Consider the following 23152-nt stretch of genomic DNA (forward strand, 5'->3'; position numbering starts at 1 on the left):
GAGAGCCGATCGGTCTCTCTGCTATCAGCTTATGACAAATCCGCCGCTTCCAAAAGGTAATCCGCCAAATGAACCGCGCGGACACGGTCTGTTAATCCTTCGCGTAAAATGCCGAGCTGCATTTGCAAAAGGCATCCGGGATTGGCTGTCACGATGACGGCCGCCTCCGTTTTTCCGGCGGCTTTCATCTTGCTGTCTAATATTTTCATAGACATCTCTGACTCTGTTATATTATAAATTCCCGCCGACCCGCAGCAGCTGTCGGCCTTTTCCATTTCTCTGTACTCAGCCCCTTTAATGCTTTTCAAAAGCGTTCGCGGTTCCTCTGACGTATGCATCACATTGCGGAGATGGCAGGAGTCCTGATATGTGACGATATGAGGAGACTGCGCCCGCAGGTTTTTTTGATGGAACTTCAGATCAACCAGTACGGATGAAAAATCTTTGAGCTTCCGGACAAATTGTTCGGCACGTTCCGCCCATCCAGGTTCATCTTTCAGTAAATGCGGATATTCCTGAAGAAAGGCGCCGCATCCGCCGGCGTTTGTAATGATATAATCAGCGTCAAGTGCCTCAAAAGCGGCGATATTCCGCTTGGCCAGTTCTTTTCCCATCTCTTTTTCTCCGCTGTGCCCGTGAAGCGCGCCGCAGCACGCCTGGCCGTCCGGAACCGCGATTTCACACCCGGCCGCCTGTAAAAGCGCCGTTGTCGCATGATTTGTCGCTAAAAACATCGTATCCATTAAGCAGCCCGAGAAAAAAGCGGCCCGTTTTTGGACGGGACCCGCGGCAGGAAGAAAACGCGGCCTTTCCTTCATGTCTTTCCGTTTCGGGGCGGGCGGGAGCACTTGTTCCATCGTGCGCAGATGTTCAGGCAAAACGCGCAGCATACCGGTTTTTCTGACGGCTGTCTGCAGTCCCGATCTTTGGTATATTCCGAGAAGATTCACGGCTGCCTGCATGCGGTTTTGATGAGGGAAAAGCCCGGTGAAGGCGGCTTTCCGCAAGAGGCGCACGCCCGGCTTATGTTTTTTATTTTGATGAATGATATCCCTCGCTTCTTCAAGCAGCTGTCCGTAATTGACCCCTGCCGGACAAACGGGCTCGCATGCCCGGCATCCGAGACACAGCGAAAGTGAGCGTTCGACATCTTCATCCGGTTCGATCAGTCCGTCTGTGACGGCTTTCATCAGTGCGATCCGGCCGCGCGGCGAATGGGATTCTTGAAATCCCGATTCGATATAGGTCGGACAGGAAGGAAGGCAAAAGCCGCAGCGCATACAGTTCAGCAATTCACCTTCATCCATGCGGGTTTTGAATTCTGTTTGAATGTGTTGCTGCTCTTTAGCCGTTGTCATTTCATCACCACCACGCGTTTCCTTGATGAATTGGCGAATATTTTTCCCGGATTCAGCAGATTTTGGGGATCAAGCGCTTGTTTGATCGCTTTCATGGCGGTGATGCCTTCTGTTTTCAGCTTCATTTCTAAATACGGCGCTTTTACGATGCCGACCCCGTGTTCACCCGTTATCGTCCCGCCCAGCTCAATCGCTTTTTCAAAAATGGCGGCAAAAGCTTTTTCGACACGTTCCATCTCCTCTGTATTTCGGATATCTGTGGTGCACGTCGGATGAAGGTTGCCGTCTCCGGCATGGCCGAATGTGCAGATGGACAGGCCGTATGTTTCTGCAATCTCGTTAATGGCTTTGACCATGCCGGCAATTTGTGATCTCGGCACGGTCGCGTCTTCCAGAATCGTTGTCGGTTTCAGCCGGGCAAGGGCTGATAATGCGGACCGTCTGGCCTCTGTAAGCGCGAATGCCTCTTCCTCGGTTTCGGCCGTTTGGACGGATACGGCTGCTCCGTTTTTACAGATGGCTTCGATTTTTTCCATATCCCGTCTGACCGTTTCGATGTCACCGTCCTGTTCGATCAGCAGCACCGCTTTTGCGTCGGTCGGAAGCCCGATCTTGGCGTAATCTTCAATGACCTGCAGTGTCGGCTGATCCAGAAATTCGAGTGTGGCCGGAATGATTTTTTCAGCGATGATGGCAGAAACAGATTCCGCAGCCGCTTCAATATGTTCATAGAGTGCAAGCAGCGTTTTTTTCGTTTCCGGCTTCGGAACCAGCTTTAAAGTCGCTTCCGTCACAACGCCGAGCGTACCTTCTGATCCGACGAAAAGCCGGGTCAGATCATAACCGGCGACATCCTTTGTCAGCTTTCCTCCTGTGCGGATGATATCGCCTGAAGCCAAGACGGCTTCAAGGCCGAGGACATAATCCCGGGTGACGCCGTACTTCAAACCGCGCAGTCCGCCGGAATTTTCATTAATATTCCCGCCGATCGTCGATATTTTCATGCTGCTCGGATCAGGCGGATAAAATAAACCTTTTTGCTCAACCGCACGGATCATATCTTGCGTAATCACGCCCGGCTGGACGGTTGCCGTCAAATTTTCTTCATCAATTTCAAGAATGCGGTTCATATGTTTGAATAAAAGCACAAGCCCGCCTTCAGACGGACATGTGCCGCCGCATAAGTTTGTGCCTGAACCCCTCGGCACGATCGGAATGTCATGCCTGCTGCAAATCGTTAATATACGGGACACGTCATCCGCGCTGCGGGGGGCGATTACCGCATCCGGCATGGCTTGCAGCTGAGGAGCCGCATCGTAAGAATACACAAGACGGCCCGCCGCCGAATCATCATAATTCTCCTTCCCGACCGTCCGGATGAACGCTTCTTTTGCCTCTCGTGAAATCATGTTCTCCAACCTCCCTGATAAGAAAAGCGTTTTCATTTAATTGTAAAGAAAAACGATTCCGCACACTATGGAGAAACATATGAAAAATGATGATTTGATTACGTGCTTTTTGTATGTTGATCTAAAAAGCGGAGCGCCAAATAAAAAGCCGTTATGTCTTCAGGACGGTCAAGCTTCATATTTGTCAGTGATTCCAGTTTGGAAAGACGGTAGCGCAATGTATTGATATGAATATGCATGTCGTCGGCGGTGCGCTTTAACGATAATTGCCGGTCGAAAAAGGCGCGCAGCGTATCCAGAAGTTCTTCCCGGCCGAGTACATGCTCGAGAACCCGCCGTGAAAATTCCGACTGCGTGCCGGGTGCGATATCGGCAATACACATATCCAGTTTTAAATCTTCTTCAAAGACGGCCTGCTTGTCACCGATTCCGGCTGAAAGTGCTTTATCCGCCTGTTCGTATGATTCCGCGAGGCACTCTCCCGGAACGATCCGTCCGATGCCGGCGGTGACAGGCTGCCCAAAAACGGCGCCGATCTTTTTGATGAGCTGTGTTTTGGAAGCCGAATTTGCTTCATGATTAATGAGAATGCGTTCATTTCCCCAGCGGACAAACAGGTCTTCAGGGCATTCGTTCTGCCAGAGCCGCCCGAGCTCCTCCGCTTTATATTGCTCATAACGTCCTTGAATGAGTATGATCCGGCGGTATGCGTGAAGGTCTGCGCCGATGAGCTTTGCTTTTTCTAAAAAGCCCGGAGACCATTCTTTCAGCTGCAGCCAATCAACCATAAAGGATTCAAGCATTCTCGCACGCCACTGCGCTTCTTCCATATGGCGCGTTTCTTTAATAAACAGCTCCGTCATTTTCCTGAGCAATTCTCCGAAAGGCAGGATATCGTCAGGGTCTCCTGTCAGACCGAACACTCCGATTACCTCATGGCCTGAAAAAACGGGGAGGTTCAGTCCTGCTTTTACGCCCTGGAGGCGTTTTTCATCTTCTTTCGTAATGATGACATTCCGTTTTTCGCGGGCGCAGATCAGTGCGCCTTCATGAAACCATCCGGCGCGCGCCTCATTGGTGCCCGCGATGATCATCCCTTTTGTATCGGCAATAATCACTTCGCGGCTGTACATATGTTTGACTTCGGCAATCAATTTCTTTGCCAGTTCCGGCTGTAACTGCATGGCGATCCCCCTCGCCATTATTATACAAAAAAAACCGGGTGTGCCATCACCCGGTTCATGCTTATTGCGCAGGTTTTAATCCGCCTTCAAGTGTTTTGAGCATTTCATTTTTTTCTGAGTCTGACGCATGCTGCCAAAGAACTTCGAATAAGACGCCGAGGCCCGGAAGCATTTTTTCTTCACCGCTTTGGATGGCGTCAACGATAGTATGCTCCAGCTGATCCTGGTTATTGCCGGTTACATTGGCAATAACGGCGTTGCGTAAATTAAGATCCATTACAACCGCTCCTTTTTCCTGAATGTGATACGCATATTCTTACCGCGCACGCGGTTTATTATGTGCTGTTCTTGAGATATAATAACAACATGCATGAAAAAAGGAGAGCACAGACATAAAGTGAAACGAATCGACTCTGCAAAAAACCAAAAAGTGAAGGACTGGAAAAAACTTCACACAAAAAAAGAGAGACTTAAAACGAATACATTTCTGATAGAAGGAGAGCATCTGGCAGAAGAAGCGCTCAAATCAAAGGGAACGGTAAAAGAAATTCTCGTAAACGATGAGAGCGCCATTCCGGCCGATCTGGATATGAGCATTCCGTGCTACGTGCTGAGCGAAGACGCGTTTTCAGCCGTGACGGAAACGGAAACGCCGCAGCGGATCGCCGCGGTCTGCCATATGCCGGATAAGCGGCCCGATCAGCTGAAGCGGCTGCTTCTTATTGATGCCGTACAGGACCCGGGGAATTTAGGAACAATGATCAGAACGGCAGATGCGGCGGGAATCGACGCCGTTGTCCTTGGTGAGGGAACGGCAGACCCGTACAACGGAAAAACGCTGCGTTCAGCGCAAGGATCTCACTTTCATATTCCCATTTTAAAACGTCCGCTTGATGAGTTTACCGCCGAGCTGAAATCACAAGGCGTCGCGATCTACGGCACGGCGCTTGAAAACGGTGCGGCTTATCAAAGCGTGAAGCCTGAAGAATCGTTCGCGTTAATCGTCGGGAACGAGGGGGCGGGAGTGGACGCCGGCCTTCTGCAAAAAACCGATCTCAATCTGTACGTTCCGCTGTACGGACAGGCTGAATCGCTGAATGTGGCGGTAGCGGCCGCCATCCTCGTTTATCATCTCAGAGGATAGGTTGCGAAAAACCTTGGATTTCACTATAATAGATAGCAATAATGTAAAAACCGTGACAGAGGACGTCAATTTTTGCACACGCTGCCTTCCAGGGAGAAAATGCCGCTGACTGAGAGCATTTTTATCGCAGCACAGAAATTGATTTTCACCTCTCGAGTTGTCACCGGGACCGCGCCAAACGCGCGTAAAGGTGAACCGGAACGATCGTTTCCGTTATGTCAATGAAGCTGTCGGCAGATGAAGTCTGCCTTAAAAAGGGTGGTACCGCGGCCACAACTCGTCCCTTCTCTCAAGGGGCGGGTTTTTTTGTTTTCTGAAAAAGGCATAGAACGGTTTGGTTTACATAAAAGGAGGATGCATGATGGAAGAGAAGCTTAAACAGCTCGAACTGGAAGCTGCAGAAAAAGTAGAAGCGGCGGGTTCATTAAAAGAAGTTAACGACATTCGGGTGCAATATCTCGGAAAAAAAGGGCCGATTACAGAAGTTCTCCGCGGCATGGGCAAACTGTCCGCCGAAGAGCGTCCGAAAATGGGAGCGCTCGCCAATGAAGTGAGAGAGCGCATTGCAGCAGCCATTACGGCGAAAAATGAACAGCTTGAACAAGAAGAGATGAATAAAAAACTCAGCAGCCAGACGATTGACGTCACGTTGCCGGGCAGTCAGGTAAACATCGGCGGACGCCATCCGCTGACGGTCGTTATTGAAGAAATTGAAGATTTATTTATCGGCATGGGATATACCGTCGAAGAAGGCCCTGAAGTGGAAACGGATTATTACAACTTTGAGGCGCTGAACCTGCCGAAGGAACATCCGGCCCGCGACATGCAGGACAGCTTTTACATTACAGAAGAAATGCTGATGAGAACGCAGACGTCACCGGTGCAGACGCGAACGATGGAAAAGCATAAAGGAAAAGGCCCCGTCAAAATCATTTGTCCCGGTAAAGTGTATCGCCGCGACAACGATGACGCGACACATTCCCATCAGTTCATGCAGATCGAGGGTCTCGTCGTGGACCGCAAAATCAGCATGAGCGACCTGAAAGGCACGCTTGAATTGGTTGCCAAAAAAATGTTCGGCCAAGACCGTGAAATCAGGCTCCGTCCGAGCTTTTTCCCATTCACAGAGCCTTCTGTCGAGGTGGATGTAACCTGCTTTAAGTGCGGCGGACAAGGCTGCTCCGTCTGCAAAAAAACAGGCTGGATCGAAATTCTCGGCGCCGGTATGGTTCACCCGAACGTGCTGAAGATGGCCGGATTCAATCCTGAGGAATACCAGGGTTTCGCTTTCGGAATGGGTGTTGAACGTATCGCGATGCTGAAATACGGCATTGAAGATATCCGCCATTTCTATACCAATGATGTCAGATTCATTTCGCAGTTTAAACAGGCGTAAGAGGAGGATACACATGTTTGTTTCATATAAATGGTTAGAAGATTACGTTGACTTGCAGGGAATCGATCCGGCCGTGCTTGCAGAAAAAATTACAAGAGCCGGTATTGAAGTTGAGGGTATCGAGTATAAAGGGGAAGGCGTAAAAGGCGTTGTCATCGGACACGTGCTTGAGCGTGAACAGCACCCGAATGCCGACAAACTCAACAAATGCCTTGTTGATATCGGTGCGGAGGAACCCGTGCAGATTATCTGCGGCGCCCCGAATGTTGATAAAGGACAGAAGGTTGCCGTTGCAACGGTCGGAGCCGTGCTTCCCGGCAATTTCAAAATTAAAAAAGCCAAGCTGCGCGGCGAAGCGTCTCACGGCATGATCTGTTCCCTTCAGGAGCTTGGCATTGAGAGCAAGCTCGTGGCGAAAGAATATGCGGAAGGCATTTTCGTTTTTCCGAATGATGCTGAAACGGGAGCTGACGCAATGGCGGCCCTTCAGCTTGATGATGCGATTTTAGAATTGGGCTTAACGCCGAACCGCGCCGACGCGATGAACATGCTTGGGGTGGCTTATGAAGTGGCGGCTATCCTCGGCGCAGAGGTAAAGCTTCCGGAGGCTTCATATGAAAAAGCGGCAGAAAAAGCGGCGGATGCTGTTTCCGTCAAGATTGAAGATACGCAGGCCAATCCGCATTATGCCGCAAAAATCATTAAAAACGTCAAAATCGGCCCGTCACCGCTTTGGATGCAGACGAAGCTGATGAATGCAGGCATCCGCCCGCATAATAACGTCGTGGACATTACAAACTTCGTCCTCCTTGAGTACGGACAGCCGCTTCACGCTTTCGATTACGACCGGTTCGGTTCAAAAGAGGTCGTCGTCAGAAAAGCGGCGGAAAACGAAACCATCGTGACGCTGGATGAACAAGAGCGCAAGCTGTCAAGCAGCCATTTGGTCATCACAAACGGAAAAAAAGCGCAAGCCGTTGCGGGAGTCATGGGCGGAGCTGAGTCTGAAGTCCGTGAAGACACCACTGCGATTTTACTGGAAGCCGCTTATTTCGACGGACAGACCGTCCGCAAAGCATCGAGAGACCTCGGACTGAGAAGCGAAGCGAGCGCCAGATATGAAAAAGGCATTGATCCGGCCCGCGTTTTGCTGGCGGCTGAACGGGCCTGCAGTCTCATTCAGGCATATGCCGGCGGAGAAGTGCTCTCAGGCACGGTTGAAGAAAACCATCTGAAAATCGAAGCAAACAACATTCACGTGTCTGTTGAAAAAGTGAACGCCGTGCTTGGCATGGCAATCGCTAAAGAAGAAATCATCAGCATTTACAAGCGCCTCGGGTTTGCAGTCGGTGAAGCTGAAGACGTTCTCGTCGTAACGGTGCCGTCGCGCCGCGGAGATATTAGAATAGAAGAAGACCTGATTGAAGAAGCGGCGAGATTGTACGGATATGACAATATTCCGTCCACGCTTCCGGAAACGGCCGGCACGACAGGCGGCTTGACACCGTATCAGGCAAAACGCCGGAAAGTGAGACGTTTCCTTGAAGGAGCGGGTCTTTCACAAGCGACCACTTATTCATTAACGAATGATAAAAAAGCGGCCGCTTTTGCGATCGAAAAATCATTCAACACGATGCTTTCTCTGCCGATGAGCGAAGAAAGAAGCATTCTCAGACACAGCCTCGTGCCGAATCTTCTTGAAGCCGTTTCATACAATCTGGCCAGACAGACTGATTCCGTTGCTTTATATGAAACGGGTTCTGTATTTCTGACGAAAGAAGAAAACACAAAACCGGTTGAAAAAGAACGGGTTGCCGGAGCTGTAACCGGATTGTGGCGCAAAAATTTATGGCAGGGTGAGAAAAAGCAGGTTGATTTCTTCGTCGCCAAAGGAATCGTTGAAGGCCTGCTGCATCAATTGAATGTGTCAGACCGGGTTGAATTTGTCCAGTCTGAACGCAAAAACATGCATCCCGGCCGGACGGCAAACATTCTATTGAACGGTTCGCTTGCCGGATTTATCGGCCAGGTGCATCCGGCAATGGAAAAAGAGCTGGATATCAAAGAAACGTATGTGTTCGAGCTTGATCTGCACGCGCTTCTGACCGAGGAAACAGAACCTGTCGTGTATACGCCGATTCCGAAGTACCCGTCTGTCACGCGCGACATTGCGCTTGTGGCAGATAAAACCGTTACAAGCGGACAGCTCCAAGCCGTGATCAAAGAAGCCGGCGGCGTGCTGCTGAAAGAAGTCACCGTATTTGATGTGTACGAAGGTGAGCATATGGAAGAGGGCAAAAAATCCGTCGCCTTCTCGCTCCAATATGTTAACCCTGAACAAACATTGACAGAAGAAGAAGTGACAAAAGTACATGAAAACGTGCTGAAAGCGCTGGAAGAAACGTATCAGGCGGTATTAAGAGGATAAAGAAAAAGCTTGCAGATCATTCTGCAAGCTTTTTTATTATGACCGTTTCCGTTCTACAAGGCGTTTCGCTTTTTGCGTATTGGCAAAATGAAGTTTGGTGAACGTTCTGAGCGCACCTTCTCCCTTATTGATGATCAGCTTGGCGGCAGCTTCATCGACGTGCGGCCCCGCGCCTTTTGGAATCGTCATCCCAGCCTCACGGGAAAGCTTATCCATTTCAATTAAGAAAGAATATCGCGCAATGATAGAGGCTGCGGCGACGGAAAGATGTATGCTTTCCGCTTTCGTGCTGAAAAACGTTTTTTCTTTTACGATATCCCGTCCGGAAAGATGCTTAAAATAAATGCCGGGCTCTGCGAATTGGTCAATCAGAATCGCTTCCGGTTTAACGCCGTTCATTTTTCTCAGCAGATTGGAAATCGCCTGATTATGAAGGAGCGCCTTCATTTTTCCTTGGCTCATGCCTTTTTCCTGCATCTGATTGTATTTTTCGTTTTTTAACACAAGCAGGCTGTAAGGAATGGTTTTAATTAACAGTTTGGCGATTTCAATAATCTGCGGATCTTTTAAATCCTTCGAATCCTTCACACCGAGTTCTTTCATTAAAGAAAGCTTTGTTTTGTCGGCGTAAGCGCAGGCAACCGTTATCGGCCCGAAGTAATCGCCTGTTCCGACTTCATCAGAGCCGATCACTGACATGGAGGCAATGCCCGCCGGGGGAGCGTAAAGCGGGTCGGCCGCTTTTTTGACGGTTTTCTTTGCTTTCGGCGCCTCAGCCGTTCCCCAGCGGGCCGCTTCTGTGCCGGCGTTTTTTCCTTGAAAGAGAACCTTGCCCGAGCGGTAGGCTGTAATGGTACAGCCCGGAGGCTTGGCCTGGAAGACGGCGCCCTGCGGAACGGCGGGAGTTAGGGAGCCGGCATAGGATTGTTTCATTTGTTCCATAGCGGAAGCGGATACTTTTATAACAGAATGGGACACGATATAATCTCCTTTTTTGGCACTTTTCACTGTATATACCAGTGTATCATAACAGCCCGAGGCTCGTCTTTCCATTCAAACGATAATCGTGGTATGATAGGAACTAGGATTCTCGCGGAATGGAGGAGAAACGTTGTCTGACGGCAAAAAAACCAAAACGACAGTAAACATTTACGGCCAGCACTTCACCATTATCGGAGAAGAAAGCAAAGCGCACATGCGCCATGTGGCCGGAATGGTTGATGATAAAATGAGAGAAATCAACGAGAAAAATCCATATCTTGATATAAATAAGCTCGCTGTATTGACTGCGGTCAATGTCGTGCATGATTATATGAAACTGCAAGAAAAATATGAAATACTGGAGCGGCAGCTTAAAGAAAAGGAATGAACACCATATGATAGATATCATCATCTTAGTTCTGCTCTTAATGGGCACATTGCTTGGATTAAAAAGAGGGTTTATCCTCCAATTTATATATTTAACGAGCTTCATCCTCTCGATTGCGTTTGCGGCGCTTTTTTACAAAAATCTGGCCCCGCATCTGAGTTTTATACCCGCGCCTGATTTTTCCGGCGGGCAGGCGGCTCTGTCTTTTATTAAAGGAAACGTGGAGACGGCTTATTACAACGCGATCGCGTTTGTCATTTTGTTTATCATCGCAAAGATTCTGCTCCGGATTATCGGAGCGGCGCTTAATATCATCGCCGGCATTCCGGTCATTAAACAGATCAACAAACTGCTGGGCGGGGTGCTTGGATTTCTGGAAGTCTATTTATTTGCGTTTATCCTGTTATACGTCGCATCCGTACTGCCGGTAAGCGCGCTTCAGGATATGCTCGCACAATCGACGCTTGCAAATATCATCACACATCATACGCCGTATCTGTCAGGGCTCCTGCAAGAACTGTGGGCCCAGTACGGGGCATAAAAAACTTCTCTTGACCGGAGAAGTTTTTTTTCAAGCTCTGCGTCAGTTGTGCCGGAGGAGAAAAATTTGTATGATGAAAAGCAGGAAACGACTGGGGGTTAACAGTATGCATAAAAAAGATATCATCAGGCTGCTTGAAACGATTGCGGTCTATATGGAACTGAAAGGGGACAACCCGTTTAAAATATCAGCCTTCCGAAAAGCGGCAGCGGCGCTTGAGCAGGATGACCGCAGCCTGTCGGAAATCGACGACATGATGTCTTTATCCGGAATCGGAAAAGGCACCTACGGCGTCATTCGTGAATATATGCAGGAAGGTGTGTCCGGCACGCTTCTCCAATTGCAGAAAGAAGTCCCGGAAGGCTTGGTTCCTCTTTTGAAGCTTCCGGGCCTCGGCGGCAAAAAAATCGCCAAGCTGTACCAGGAACTGGGTGTTCATGACGCGGAATCGCTGAAAGAAGCATGCGAGCAGCAAAAAGTACAGGGGCTCGCCGGTTTCGGCAAAAAAACGGAGGAGAAAATCCTTCAGGCTCTCGGAGAAGCCGGAAAACAGCCGGAACGGTTTCCGATCGGCTATGCGCTCAGCATTGCTTCAGTCATTGAAGAACATTTGGCCCGGCTGACGGATATTCAGAAATATTCCCGGGCCGGCAGTCTCAGAAGAGCGCGGGAAACCGTAAAAGATCTGGATTACATTATCGCTACAGATCATCCGGAGGCTGTCAGAGAACAGCTTCTTTCCCTCCCGAACGTAAAAGACGTGATAGCGAGCGGGGATACAAAAGTATCGGTTATCCTTACATTTGAATATGAGACGAGTGTGGATTTCCGGCTTGTGACAGAGGAACAGTTTGCCACCACACTGCATCATTTTACCGGTTCTAAAGATCACAACATTAAAATGCGCCAGCTGGCGAAAGAGCGCGGTGAACGGATCAGTGAATACGGAGTAGAAACCATAGAAACGGGAGACGTCAAAACATTCCCGAGCGAAGAAGCGTTTTACGCCCACTTCGGTCTGCCGTTTATTCCTCCTGAGCTCAGAGAAAGCGGGCAGGAGGTCGACACGTACCGGGAAGAAACGGACCTTGTGGAGCATAAAGCGATAAAAGGCGATCTCCACATGCACTCAGCCTGGAGTGACGGCGCTTTTTCCATCAGAGAAATGGCAGAAGCATGTATGGCAAAAGGCTACCAGTACATGGCGATCACCGACCATTCCCAATATTTAAAGGTAGCCAACGGGTTAACGGCCGAACGGCTCAAAAAACAGGCGGAAGAAATTGACGCGTTAAACGCTGAATTTGAACATTTTCATATTTTTAAAGGCGTAGAAATGGACATTCTCCCCGACGGTTCGCTTGATTATGATGACAGTGTTCTGTCTGAAATGGATCTTGTCATCGCATCTATTCATTCAAGTTTCAGCCAGCCGGAGCATGTCATTATGAAACGGCTTGAACAGGCGCTGACGAATAAGCACGTGGACATTATCGCCCACCCGACGGGCCGCCTGATCGGCAGACGGGCCGGCTATGAAGTCGACATCGATATGCTGATTGAGCTCGCCGCCAAAACAAATACGGCGCTTGAACTGAATGCAAACCCCGCGCGCCTCGATTTACGGACTGAGCATCTGATCAAAGCAAATGAAAAAGGTGTGACTTTGGTCATTAATACCGATGCCCATAATATCGAGATGCTCGATGATATGAAAACGGGCGTGACCGCTGCGCGCAAAGGCTGGACGGAGACAAAACATGTGTTAAACGCCCGGCCGCTACATGAGGTCAAAGCATTTCTGACGCGCAATGATTAAGTAAGGAGGACCATAAAACCGTGCAGCAAAAAGTGTTATCATCACTTGAATTTCATAAAGTAAAAGAACAGATTACCGCACATGCCGCCTCATCGCTCGGCCGGGAGAAACTTCTGCAGCTGAAACCTTTGACGGATCTAACCGACATCCAAAAACAGCTGGATGAAGTCGAAGAAGCATCCGCAATCATGCGCTTGAGAGGCCATGCTCCGTTCGGCGGCCTGACCGACATAAGATCCGCTTTACGGCGGGCGGAAATCGGCAGTGTGCTGACGCCGGCGGAATTCACCGAATTGTCCGGGCTGCTGTATGCCGTTAAACAAATGAAGCATTTTATCAGCCAAATGACAGAAGACGGCGTCGGCATTCCGCTGATACAGGCCCATGCAGAAGAGCTGATTACATTAGGCGATTTGGAAAGGGAGATTAACTCCTGCATCGATGACCATGGTGAAGTACTTGATCATGCGTCTCCCGCTTTAAGGGGAATCCGCACACAGCTCAGGACGCTTGAATCAAGAGTCAGAGACCGGCTTGAATCGATGCTGCGTTCATCTTCCGCTTCTAAAATGCTGTCTGACACCATCGTTACGATTCGGAATGACCGCTTTGTCATCCCGGTCAAACAGGAGTACAGATCAAGCTACGGCGGAATTGTCCACGATACATCTTCATCCGGTGCGACACTGTTTATTGAACCGCAGGCGATCGTAGATATGAACAACTCGCTTCAGCAGGCGAAAGTAAAAGAAAAACAGGAAATCGAACGGATTCTCCGGATGCTGACGGAGCATACGGCTGAACACACACAAGAAATCGCTCAAAATGTGGAAGTGCTGCAGACACTGGATTTCATTTTCGCCAAAGCGAGATACGCAAAAGCGATGAAGGCGACAAAACCATTCATGAACGGAGACGGCTTTATCCGTCTGAAAAAAGCGCGCCATCCGCTGCTGCCCCAAGATCAAGTCGTGGCCAACGATATTGAACTGGGCGGAGATTATTCAACGATCGTCATCACGGGACCGAATACGGGCGGTAAAACCGTTACGTTAAAAACACTCGGGCTGCTGACGATAATGGCGCAGGCAGGATTGCACATACCGGCTGATGAGGGATCGGAAGCAGCCGTATTTGACAATGTGTTTGCCGATATCGGCGATGAACAGTCGATCGAACAAAGTCTGAGTACGTTCTCATCCCACATGGTCAATATCGTCAATATATTAAAAGACGTGTCTGAAAACAGTCTTGTGCTGTTCGATGAACTCGGTGCCGGAACAGATCCGCAGGAAGGGGCGGCGCTTGCCATGAGCATCCTTGACGAAGTTCACCGGACAAACGCCAGAGTGCTTGCGACCACGCATTATCCGGAACTGAAAGCATACGGATATAACAGACAAGGCGTCATGAATGCCAGCGTTGAATTTGACATTGAAACGCTTTCGCCTACCTATAAGCTCCTGATCGGAGTGCCGGGCCGAAGCAACGCATTTGAAATCTCAAGACGCCTTGGGCTTCCGGAGCATATCATCGGCCAGGCGAAGTCAGAAATGACCGCCGAACATAACGAAGTCGATTTGATGATTGCATCGCTTGAAAAAAGCAAAAAAAGAGCGGATGAAGAGCTTTCTGAAACCGAATCACTCAGAAAAGAAGCAGAAAAACTGCACAAAGAGCTTCAGCAGCAAATCATTGAGCTGAATGCCCAAAAAGATAAAATGATGGAAGAAGCCGAGCGGAAAGCTGCTGAAAAACTGGAAGCCGCCGCAAATGAAGCCGAACAGATTATCCGCGAGCTCAGGTCCATCAAGCAAGAACACAGATCCTTTAAGGAACACGAGCTGATTGACGCCAAAAAACGTCTCGGAGACGCGATGCCGGCTTTTGAAAAATCAAAGCAGCCGGAAAGAAAAACAGAGAAAAAACGCGAGCTGAAGCCGGGCGACGAAGTAAAGGTGCTCACATTCGGACAAAAAGGGGCGCTGCTTGAAAAAACCGGCGAGAAAGAATGGAACGTCCAAATCGGCATCCTCAAAATGAAGGTGAAGGAAAAAGATCTCGAGTTTCTCAAATCGGCTCCTGAACCGAAAAAAGAAAAAGCAATCACCGCCGTAAAAGGGAAGGATTATCACGTATCCCTTGAACTTGACCTCAGGGGAGAGCGTTACGAAAACGCCCTCAGCCGCGTCGAAAAATATTTAGATGACGCGGTGCTTGCCGGCTATCCGAGAGTGTCCATCATTCACGGAAAAGGCACGGGCGCCCTCCGAAAAGGGGTGCAGGATCTTCTGAAAAACCACCGCAGCGTGAAAAGCTCGCGGTTCGGGGAAGCGGGAGAAGGAGGATCAGGCGTAACGATTGTCGAACTAAAATAAAAAGGGAGAAAACGTCATGAATGCTTTTTGGGAAAATGAGCTTGTTGAAATCGCGGCTTATTACAGTGTGGCCGTCTTGTGTCTCGTCATTTTTCTGACCGTGTTTGAATTGGTGACATCCTATAAAAACTGGGTGGAAATCCAAAAAGGCAATCTTGCGGTGGCAATGGCGACCGGAGGGAAAATTCTCGGTATCGCAAATGTCTTTCAGCACAGCATCGCCCAGCATAATTCGCTTTTGCAAATGATCGGCTGGGGCGTATACGGATTTATTATGCTTTTAATCAGCTATTTTATCTTTGAATTTCTGACGCCCCGGTTTAAAATTGATAAAGAAATTGAAAAAGATAACAGAGCTGTCGGCTTTATTTCATTTGTCATCTCAGTCGGCCTGTCATTTGTGGTGGCCGCCGGGATTTAAGGGGACGGGGAAAAATGGAGAAGCTTGCGAAAGTGCTGCTGTCGGCAGCGGGGATTTTTCTGTTCATCGGACTTATTTATCTGGTCATGACATCTTAATACTGAAAAAAGGCTGCCGAACTAAAATCGGCGGCCTTTTTTATTGAGAATACCAGTTTATGCAGGCCGTATCAGAGCAAATGACGGCTTCCCAATTCATGGCGCGGACGACAGACTGTATGTCTTGATCTTCCATAAGAAAGAGTGTCGTAAAAGAATCATATATGCTCATAAAAGCGGCGCGCCGTTTTTCATCGGCAATGATCATGTCAGCCCGCAGCAGTCCGCATACATCCGAAGCCGCCGTTTGATTGAGTGAAAATATGCCTTTCTCTTCGACAGGTTCATAATAAGTGCAGCGCTTTATGCCTTTTGAACGGAACACATCCAAAAGTCCCGGAATCAAAAATGGCGAAGTGACATCATCGCTCGGCAAGTACAGATCGGGATGATGGAGCCGATTTAACCGCTCGGCGGATTCAGGATGTGCATATTCCTCCCGCAATGCCATGACAGCAGTCATAAGCGCAAGCGCCGTTTCTTTTTCAGAACGCAGGCCGCAAATGCTCATGACGGTTTGCCAGGAAACGGGTCTGCCCATCGCGATGATCTCCTCATCACTCGGATACATATATTCATAAGGCCGTTTGCGCTTTTGCTCTTCCCGACCATCCGGCATCCGGACAAAGGGATGGAGCAAAAAGGCGGCCGACGTAAACGGCTTCGGCAGCTGGCGCAGGATAGGAACTCCCTCTTCAAAATGCAGCGTTTCCAGCAAACTCAACACCTCCCGAAACTCGAAATTTCACATGAAACGCTTTCCCATTCCAATCACCCTTCTGCTATAATAATAGCGTATAGGAAAACAGAAGGGAGAGGTATTATGCAGTCTGAAAAGCCATGGCTTTCTCAATATCCCGAAGAGATTCCGCATGAGCTTGAATTTACCGATCAAACCCTGCCATCCAATCTGACAAACTCCGCAGCTCAATTCCCGAACCATACCGCCATTTATTTTCTCGGAAAAAAACTCACATTCCAAGACGTTCTCACAGATTCATTAAAGCTAGCCACTTTTTTACGCAAAACAGGCCTGAAAAAAGGTGACAGAGCCGCCATTATGCTGCCCAATTGTCCGCAGTCGGTCATCGCTTTTTACGGCGTATTGTTTGCCGGCGGCATTGTCGTTCAGACCAATCCTCTCTACACGGAACACGAGCTTGAGTATCAGCTGAAAGACAGTGCGCCGCGCGTGATCATCACCCTCGATATGCTGTTTCCGAAAGTGATAAAAATGAAAACGTTATCACTCGTCGAACGCATTATTACAACAAGTATAAAAGACTTTTTGCCGTTTCCGAAAAATATGCTTTATACGCTCACGCAAAAACAACAGGTGCATATTGATTATGAGGGCTGCGAACAAATTCACAAATTAGCGGATATTTTAAAAAATGAAAAAGCGGAGGAAGCAGAGCCATTTGATATTGACCCTGCGCATGACATCGCCGTGCTTCAATACACGGGCGGAACAACCGGCTATCCGAAAGGCGTCATGCTCACACACCGAAACATTCAGGCCAATACAGAAATGTGCGCCGCCTGGATGTACAAAATGAAAAAGGGAGCCGAAAAGGTGCTCGGCATCGTGCCTTTTTTTCATGTGTACGGATTGACCGCCGTGCTCAATTTTTCCATTATGCAGGGATGTGAAATGATCCTTCTTCCTAAATTCAATCCTCTTGATACCCTGAAAACAATCGACAGGCTGAAGCCGACGGTTTTCCCCGGGGCGCCGACGATTTACATCGGGCTGCTGCATCATCCGGAGCTGAATAAGTATGATTTGTCCTCCATTGAAAGCTGTCCGAGCGGTTCAGCGGCACTGCCGGTTGAGGTCAAACAGAAATTTGAAAAAGTGACCGGAGGAAAGCTTGTGGAAGGCTACGGATTATCCGAAGCATCACCGGTTACCCATTCAAACTTCATCTGGGGAAAAAATAAACCCGGCAGCATCGGCTGTCCCTGGCCCAATACCGATGCGGGAATCTATTCAGAAGAAAAAGGCGGGCTTGCGGAGCCGTATGAACACGGCGAGCTGATCGTAAAAGGCCCTCAGGTCATGAAAGGATACTGGAATAAGCAGGAGGAGACGGCGCGTGTCATCAGAGACGGCTGGCTGTTTACCGGAGATATGGGATATATGGATGAGGAAGGATTTTTCTACATCGCCGACAGGAAAAAAGACATCATCATTGCCGGCGGATATAACATTTACCCCCGGGAGGTGGAGGAGGCGCTTTATGAGCATGAAGCCGTTCAGGAAATCGTCGTAGCGGGCGTCCCTGATTCCTACAGAGGGGAGACGGTGAAAGCATTTATCGTTTTGAAAAAAGGCGCCGAGGCAGATGCCGATGAGCTTGATGCGTTTGCAAGAGAGCGGCTTGCGCCGTACAAAGTCCCGAAGCTGTACGAATTCAGAAAAGAGCTTCCGAAAACGGCCGTCGGAAAAATATTAAGAAGGCGTTTAGTCGAAGAGGAAGATGCTTCCCATGAAAACAAGGTGCCTTAAAAGAAAAACTTGACAAAATCCGGATTCCTTTTTATCATGAAGTTATGAATGAATAGTCATTCATTTATCGAAGGAAGGAACGATGACATTGAACCAGAAACGGCCAAAGTATATGCAAATTATTGATGCAGCAGTAGAAGTCATAGCGGAAAACGGCTATCACCAATCACAGGTGTCCAAAATCGCCAAGCAGGCCGGCGTTGCGGACGGCACCATCTATTTATATTTCAAAAACAAAGAGGATATACTCATTTCTCTTTTTAAAGAAAAGATGGGCCAGTTCATTGAACGCATGGAAGAAGAAGTGAAAGAAAAAACGACGGCAAAAGAAAAACTCGCTCTCGTTATTAAGCAGCCATTTCACACTGCTCGGCAATGACCGCCACCTCGCGATTGTAACCCAGCTTGAGCTCAGACAGTCGAATATCAAGCTGCGCCTGAAAATCAATGATATTTTAAAAGGTTATTTAAACATGCTGGACACCATTTTGACCGAAGGAATCGAGTCGGGCGAATGGAAAGATAATCTCGACGTCCGCCTCGCCCGGCAGATGATATTCGGGACGATAGATGAAACAGTGACAACATGGGTGATGAACGATCAGAAATATGATCTTCCGGATTTGTCAGACAAGGTATTGGAGCTGTTGGTGTCAGGGATTCATCAAAACTAAAGGGGGTTGACGGATGAACAGCCTTTCGATGGCGGTAGAACAATCTGTTGCGGTGATCACCATTAATCATCAGCCGGCCAACGCGCTGTCCGGTGCGGTTTTAGATGAGTTGTCCGGTCTGTTCGACCGCTGTGAAACAGATGACAGTGTCAGAAGCATCATTATTCGCGGAGAGGGGAAATTTTTCTCGGCGGGCGCCGATATAAAGGAATTTACGTCGCTTGAAAATCTTGAGCAATCTTCTGCCATGGCGGATAAAGGCCAGCAGCTGATGGAAAGAATTGAAGGGTTTCCGAAGCCCGTTATCGCGGCGATTCACGGCGCTGCGCTCGGCGGCGGCCTTGAGCTTGCCATGGCCTGCCATATCAGAATCGCAACATTGGATGCAAAGCTCGGCCTGCCCGAGCTGAATCTCGGCATTATTCCGGGCTTTGCCGGGACGCAGCGGCTTCCCCGGTACGTCGGTACGGCGAAAGCGCTTGAAATGATCGGCACTTCAGAACCTGTGACCGGAGAAGAAGCGCTCAGCCTCGGTCTTGTCACGATAGGCGCCGAACATGAGGAAGAGCTGCTGCAAAAAGCGAAAACGCTCGCGGGCAAGTTTGCGGAAAAAAGCCCGCAGTCGATGGCTTCTCTGCTTGAGCTCCTTTATTCAAACAAGGTCTATTCTTATGACGGCGGCTTAAAGCTTGAAGCAAAGCGATTTGGGGAAGCATTTGCATCAGATGACGCAAAAGAAGGCATTCAGGCATTTCTCGAAAAAAGAAAGCCTCAATTCGGTGGGCGAAGATAAAGGGGATAAGAATATGAATCTATTTGTACTGATGAAACGGACGTTTGACACAGAAGAGAAAATCGTCATTGAAGCAGGAAAGATTCAGGAGGACGGGGCCGAATTTATCATTAATCCGTATGATGAATACGCCATTGAAGAAGCCATTCAGCTGAAGGAAGAGCACGGCGGAACCGTGACCGCCGTAACCGTCGGCGGAGAAGATGCGGAGAAAGAACTGAGAACCGCCCTTGCGATGGGCTGTGACCAGGCGGTGTTAATCAATATTGAAGATGATCTGAGCGATCCTGACCAATACTCCGTTTCAACTATCTTATATCATTATTTCAAGGACCGGGAATATGATCTGATTCTCGGCGGAAATGTCGCGATTGACGGCGGTTCCGGCCAAGTGGCTCCAAGGCTTGCCGAACTGCTGAACATTCCTTGCGTCACAACGATTACAAAACTGACAATCAGCGGCGATGAAGCTGTGGCAGAGAAAGACAACGAAGGGGATACCGAAATCATTAAAACCTCACTTCCTTTAGTCATCACGGCACAGCAAGGCTTAAACGAGCCGCGCTATCCGTCGCTTCCGGGCATTATGAAGGCGAAGAAAAAACCGCTGGAAGAACTTGAGCTCGATGATCTCGGCATTGATGAAGATGATGCCGCACCGAAGCTCAAAACGATCGAACGTTTTCTGCCGCCGCAAAAAGAAGCGGGCAGACTGATCGAAGGAGAAGCCGCTGAGCAGGCGAAAGAGCTTGTGTCACTGCTGAGAAAAGAAGCCAAAGTCGTATAAACTGATATTAAAGAAACTGGGGGATGTCAGAATGGGAAAAAAAAGTGATCGTACTCGGAGAAATTCGTGACGGCGCCTTACGGAACGTCACCTTTGAAGCCATAGCCGCAGGCAAAACCATTTCCGGCGGAGGAGATGTCATCGGCGTGCTGATGGGAAAGGGCGCGGCTGATGCAGCCATCAGAACTCATTCAGTACGGCGCCGACAAAGTATTTACGGCCGATTCGCCGGGGCTTTCTCAGTATACGGCGGACGGATATGCCGCGGTTCTCGGGGATTTGATCGAAAATGAAAAGCCTGATGCGGTCATTTTCGGCCACACTTCTATGGGAAAAGATTTGTCACCTAAGCTTGCGGCCCGGTTTGAAACGGGGCTGATTTCAGACAGCACGGATGTAAGCGTTACCGGAGATAACATCGTTTTTACAAGACCGATCTATTCCGGCAAAGCCTTTGAACAGGTGATTTCAACCGATCCTTTCATTCTGGCGACAATTCGTCCGAATAATATTCAGGCATTAGAAAAAGACGCGAACCGGACGGGTGATATTGAAGAGCTTGCGGCGCCTCCGGCAGATTTGCGGACGGTCATTGAAGAAGTAGTCAAAAAAACGGCGGACGGCGTGGATTTATCAGAAGCGAAAATTATCGTAGCAGGCGGCCGCGGTGTAAAAAGCAAAGATGGATTTGAACCGTTAAAAGAACTTGCCGAGGTGCTCGGAGCAGCGGTGGGCGCTTCGCGCGGCGCGTGTGACGCGGAATACTGCGACTATTCTCTTCAAATCGGCCAGACGGGAAAAGTCGTCACGCCGGATTTGTATATCGCCTGCGGCATTTCCGGAGCGATTCAGCATTTGGCGGGCATGTCAAACAGTAAGGTCATCGTTGCCATTAACAAAGACCCGGAAGCGGAAATATTTAAAATAGCGGACTACGGAATTGTCGGCGATTTGTTCGAAGTGGTTCCGCTTCTGACCCAGGAATTTAAAAATGCCAATATTCATTCATAATCAAAACCCTCTGGCTTATTTGTCAGAGGGTTTTGGTTTGTGTTAATTGATTCGTACAAATTATAGATTAATAAAACAACAGATTGACATGTACGAACCAATGTAATAAGCTTTTGTAAAGCGCTTACAAACTTATCCATACAGCATACATCCCAGATAGATCGGCTGTAGTGCTTTCATTCTTATTAAGGGGAAGGAATGATCAAGTTTGTCTCACAATACGGCAGTCATTCAAACTGATATCACACGGGGAACCATTAATAAAAACATATACGGACATTTCGCGGAACACCTGGGAAGAGGCATATATGAGGGCATCTGGGTCGGAAAAGATTCCGATATTCCGAATACCGGAGGGGTCAGGACGGATGTCGCCGCCGCCCTCAAGCAGCTTCAGATTCCCGTCCTCAGATGGCCGGGCGGCTGTTTTGCTGATGAATATCATTGGGCAAACGGCGTAGGGAAACGCAAAACCATGCTGAATACCCATTGGGGCGGGACGATTGATTCCAATGAATTCGGCACGCACGAGTTTATGATGCTTTGTGAACTGCTCGGATGCGAACCGTACATCGCCGGAAACGTCGGCAGCGGAACGGTTAAAGAAATGGCTGATTGGATTGAATACATGACGTTTGAAGCGGGCACGCCGATGTCCGACTGGAGAAAAGAAAACGGGCGGGAAAAACCGTGGAAGCTGAAATATTTCGGAATAGGAAATGAGAACTGGGGCTGCGGCGGAAACATGCATCCTGAGTATTATGCCGACCTTTACAGAAACTTTCAAACCTATGTCCGCAATTACAGCGGTAATGAAATCTATAAAATTGCCGGCGGCGCGAATGTCGACGATTACCGCTGGACTGAAATTTTAATGAAAAAAGCCGCTGATCTCATGGACGGGCTGAGCCTGCATTATTACACAATACCGGGCGACTTCTGGAAGGGGAAAGGATCAGCGACGGAGTTTACGGAAGATGAATGGTTCATCACGATGAAAAAAGCGGCGCATATGGATGAATTGATCACAAGGCACAGTGCCATCATGGATCAGTACGATCCCGAAAAAAGAGTCGGGCTGATCATTGATGAATGGGGCACGTGGCTTGACCCTGAGCCGGGCACGAATCCGGGCTTTCTGTATCAGCAGAATACGATCCGCGACGCCCTTGTCGCCGCCGCGCATTTTCACATTTTTCATCAGCACGCAGACCGCGTACAGATGGCCAATATCGCGCAAACCGTCAACGTGCTTCAGGCAATGATCCTGACAGAAGGGAACGATATGCTGTTGACGCCGACGTATCATGTGTTTGATATGTTTAAGGTGCACCAGGACGCATCTCTTTTGGCGGCAGAAACAAATGCAGCCGGGTACGAATGGAATGACGGCCGGCTCCCGCAAGTCAGCATTTCAGCGTCCAAACAGCAAAACGGAGACATACATATCAGCATTTGCAATATCGATCATCTGCACAAAGCTGACGTGAAGATTGAACTGCGGGGCATGAAAAAGACAGGGACGCCTTCGGGAACGATTCTGCACGCGGAAAAAATGAATGCCCACAATACATTCAGCAGTCCGGAAAACGTCAAACCGAAGCCGTTTTCCGGGTTTGCTCAAAAAGGAGGAAAACTTGAGGCGGAGCTTCCTCCGATGGCGATTGTATTAATCACGCTGCCTGCGGGTCCATCTTAAGTTTTGAACGCCCGCCGCCCGGTTATAATACACTGTATAAATAAGATTATTTCCGGCGGGTTCGGGAGAAAATAATATAAGCATTAAATTAGCATGAACGAATGGGAGATGCTATACTAAAAATCATCATT

General features: G+C 48.9%; 18 protein-coding genes and 2 pseudogenes. 14 read left to right on the plus strand and 6 right to left on the minus strand.

All coding sequences use genetic code 11. The annotated features are described in order from the left end of the window. Window positions 1-29: 29 nt before the first annotated feature. From MJQ52_RS17810 to sspI, 4 genes are all read right to left on the minus strand, one after another. A complete protein-coding gene (locus MJQ52_RS17810) occupies window positions 30-1358 on the minus strand; it encodes a (Fe-S)-binding protein (RefSeq protein WP_025649708.1) in 1329 nt (442 codons plus the stop codon). Then, on the minus strand, window positions 1355-2767 hold the full coding sequence (gene glcD / locus MJQ52_RS17815) for a glycolate oxidase subunit GlcD (protein ID WP_094247674.1): 1413 nt from the start codon (window positions 2765-2767) through the stop codon (window positions 1355-1357). Before glcD ends, MJQ52_RS17810 begins: the two co-directional genes overlap by 4 nt. Window positions 2768-2865: 98 nt before the next feature. Then, window positions 2866-3951 carry a CdaR family transcriptional regulator gene (locus tag MJQ52_RS17820; RefSeq protein WP_094247675.1) on the minus strand — a complete coding sequence of 362 codons (1086 nt, stop codon included), beginning with the start codon at window positions 3949-3951 and terminating at the stop codon, window positions 2866-2868. Between the two features lie 61 nt (window positions 3952-4012). After that, window positions 4013-4228 carry a small acid-soluble spore protein SspI gene (gene sspI / locus MJQ52_RS17825; RefSeq protein WP_003152527.1) on the minus strand — a complete coding sequence of 72 codons (216 nt, stop codon included), beginning with the start codon at window positions 4226-4228 and terminating at the stop codon, window positions 4013-4015. 120 nt (window positions 4229-4348) lie between these two features. Here sspI and MJQ52_RS17830 point away from each other — a divergent pair, with 120 nt between their 5' ends. From MJQ52_RS17830 to pheT, 3 genes are all read left to right on the plus strand, one after another. Then, window positions 4349-5095, plus strand: a complete 747-nt coding sequence (locus tag MJQ52_RS17830) for a TrmH family RNA methyltransferase (RefSeq protein WP_003152529.1) — start codon at window positions 4349-4351, stop codon at window positions 5093-5095. A 361-nt stretch (window positions 5096-5456) separates the two neighbouring features. Next, window positions 5457-6491: a phenylalanine--tRNA ligase subunit alpha gene (gene pheS / locus MJQ52_RS17835; protein ID WP_003152530.1), complete on the plus strand. Its 1035-nt coding sequence runs from the start codon at window positions 5457-5459 to the stop codon at window positions 6489-6491. 13 nt (window positions 6492-6504) lie between these two features. After that, window positions 6505-8919 carry a phenylalanine--tRNA ligase subunit beta gene (gene pheT, locus MJQ52_RS17840; protein WP_094247676.1) on the plus strand — a complete coding sequence of 805 codons (2415 nt, stop codon included), beginning with the start codon at window positions 6505-6507 and terminating at the stop codon, window positions 8917-8919. Between the two features lie 36 nt (window positions 8920-8955). On the opposite strand, the gene rnhC is transcribed toward pheT, so the two are convergent. After that, the gene (gene rnhC / locus MJQ52_RS17845; RefSeq protein WP_012118136.1) at window positions 8956-9897 is read right to left on the minus strand and encodes a ribonuclease HIII; all 942 of its coding nucleotides are present in this window, start codon (window positions 9895-9897) and stop codon (window positions 8956-8958) included. Between the two features lie 133 nt (window positions 9898-10030). On the opposite strand from rnhC, the gene zapA reads away from it, so the two are divergent. The 5 genes from zapA to MJQ52_RS17870 all read left to right on the plus strand — a co-directional run bounded on the left by zapA (window position 10031) and on the right by MJQ52_RS17870 (window position 15447). Next, window positions 10031-10288 (plus strand): cell division protein ZapA, encoded by a 258-nt coding sequence (zapA, locus tag MJQ52_RS17850; protein ID WP_003152533.1) that lies wholly within the window; start codon window positions 10031-10033, stop codon window positions 10286-10288. A gap of 7 nt (window positions 10289-10295) precedes the next feature. Further along, entirely contained in the window at window positions 10296-10829 is a 534-nt protein-coding gene (locus MJQ52_RS17855) for a CvpA family protein (protein WP_003152534.1), read from the plus strand. A gap of 106 nt (window positions 10830-10935) precedes the next feature. Then, a complete protein-coding gene (gene polX / locus MJQ52_RS17860; protein WP_077723170.1) occupies window positions 10936-12648 on the plus strand; it encodes a DNA polymerase/3'-5' exonuclease PolX in 1713 nt (570 codons plus the stop codon). A 20-nt stretch (window positions 12649-12668) separates the two neighbouring features. Continuing rightward, window positions 12669-15026 (plus strand): endonuclease MutS2, encoded by a 2358-nt coding sequence (locus tag MJQ52_RS17865; protein ID WP_070082183.1) that lies wholly within the window; start codon window positions 12669-12671, stop codon window positions 15024-15026. A 16-nt stretch (window positions 15027-15042) separates the two neighbouring features. Continuing rightward, on the plus strand, window positions 15043-15447 hold the full coding sequence (locus MJQ52_RS17870) for a DUF350 domain-containing protein (RefSeq protein ID WP_003152541.1): 405 nt from the start codon (window positions 15043-15045) through the stop codon (window positions 15445-15447). Between the two features lie 138 nt (window positions 15448-15585). On the opposite strand, the gene MJQ52_RS17875 is transcribed toward MJQ52_RS17870, so the two are convergent. Continuing rightward, the gene (locus tag MJQ52_RS17875; protein ID WP_094247677.1) at window positions 15586-16263 is read right to left on the minus strand and encodes a DUF2711 family protein; all 678 of its coding nucleotides are present in this window, start codon (window positions 16261-16263) and stop codon (window positions 15586-15588) included. 105 nt (window positions 16264-16368) lie between these two features. Between MJQ52_RS17875 and MJQ52_RS17880 the strand changes: the two genes are divergently transcribed. The 6 genes and pseudogenes from MJQ52_RS17880 to MJQ52_RS17905 all read left to right on the plus strand — a co-directional run bounded on the left by MJQ52_RS17880 (window position 16369) and on the right by MJQ52_RS17905 (window position 23021). Beyond that, window positions 16369-18057 carry an AMP-binding protein gene (locus tag MJQ52_RS17880; protein ID WP_094247678.1) on the plus strand — a complete coding sequence of 563 codons (1689 nt, stop codon included), beginning with the start codon at window positions 16369-16371 and terminating at the stop codon, window positions 18055-18057. 88 nt (window positions 18058-18145) lie between these two features. Continuing rightward, window positions 18146-18731, plus strand: a pseudogene (locus MJQ52_RS17885) (TetR/AcrR family transcriptional regulator). Window positions 18732-18744: 13 nt separating this feature from the next. Further along, window positions 18745-19524: an enoyl-CoA hydratase gene (locus MJQ52_RS17890; protein ID WP_003152548.1), complete on the plus strand. Its 780-nt coding sequence runs from the start codon at window positions 18745-18747 to the stop codon at window positions 19522-19524. A gap of 13 nt (window positions 19525-19537) precedes the next feature. Continuing rightward, window positions 19538-20311, plus strand: coding sequence for an electron transfer flavoprotein subunit beta/FixA family protein (locus tag MJQ52_RS17895; protein ID WP_094247679.1), 774 nt, complete (start codon window positions 19538-19540; stop codon window positions 20309-20311). A gap of 23 nt (window positions 20312-20334) precedes the next feature. Then, window positions 20335-21322, plus strand: a pseudogene (locus MJQ52_RS17900) (electron transfer flavoprotein subunit alpha/FixB family protein). 208 nt (window positions 21323-21530) lie between these two features. Further along, window positions 21531-23021, plus strand: a complete 1491-nt coding sequence (locus MJQ52_RS17905; RefSeq protein ID WP_094247681.1) for an alpha-N-arabinofuranosidase — start codon at window positions 21531-21533, stop codon at window positions 23019-23021. Window positions 23022-23152 lie beyond the last annotated feature (131 nt).

The organism is Bacillus sp. jun7, assembly GCF_051034795.1.
Lineage (GTDB): Bacteria > Bacillota > Bacilli > Bacillales > Bacillaceae > Bacillus > Bacillus velezensis.

Bases quoted from the DNA above. Each gene is read 5' to 3' on its own strand.
- MJQ52_RS17810 (WP_025649708.1), bottom strand. From the start codon at position 1,358: ATGACAACGGCTAAAGAGCAGCAACACATTCAAACAGAATTCAAAACC.
- glcD (WP_094247674.1), bottom strand. From the start codon at position 2,767: ATGATTTCACGAGAGGCAAAAGAAGCGTTCATCCGGACGGTCGGGAAG.
- MJQ52_RS17820 (WP_094247675.1), bottom strand. From the start codon at position 3,951: ATGCAGTTACAGCCGGAACTGGCAAAGAAATTGATTGCCGAAGTCAAA.
- sspI (WP_003152527.1), bottom strand. From the start codon at position 4,228: ATGGATCTTAATTTACGCAACGCCGTTATTGCCAATGTAACCGGCAAT.
- pheS (WP_003152530.1), top strand. From the start codon at position 5,457: ATGGAAGAGAAGCTTAAACAGCTCGAACTGGAAGCTGCAGAAAAAGTA.
- pheT (WP_094247676.1), top strand. From the start codon at position 6,505: ATGTTTGTTTCATATAAATGGTTAGAAGATTACGTTGACTTGCAGGGA.
- MJQ52_RS17855 (WP_003152534.1), top strand. From the start codon at position 10,296: ATGATAGATATCATCATCTTAGTTCTGCTCTTAATGGGCACATTGCTT.
- polX (WP_077723170.1), top strand. From the start codon at position 10,936: ATGCATAAAAAAGATATCATCAGGCTGCTTGAAACGATTGCGGTCTAT.
- MJQ52_RS17870 (WP_003152541.1), top strand. From the start codon at position 15,043: ATGAATGCTTTTTGGGAAAATGAGCTTGTTGAAATCGCGGCTTATTAC.
- MJQ52_RS17880 (WP_094247678.1), top strand. From the start codon at position 16,369: ATGCAGTCTGAAAAGCCATGGCTTTCTCAATATCCCGAAGAGATTCCG.
- MJQ52_RS17890 (WP_003152548.1), top strand. From the start codon at position 18,745: ATGAACAGCCTTTCGATGGCGGTAGAACAATCTGTTGCGGTGATCACC.
- MJQ52_RS17895 (WP_094247679.1), top strand. From the start codon at position 19,538: ATGAATCTATTTGTACTGATGAAACGGACGTTTGACACAGAAGAGAAA.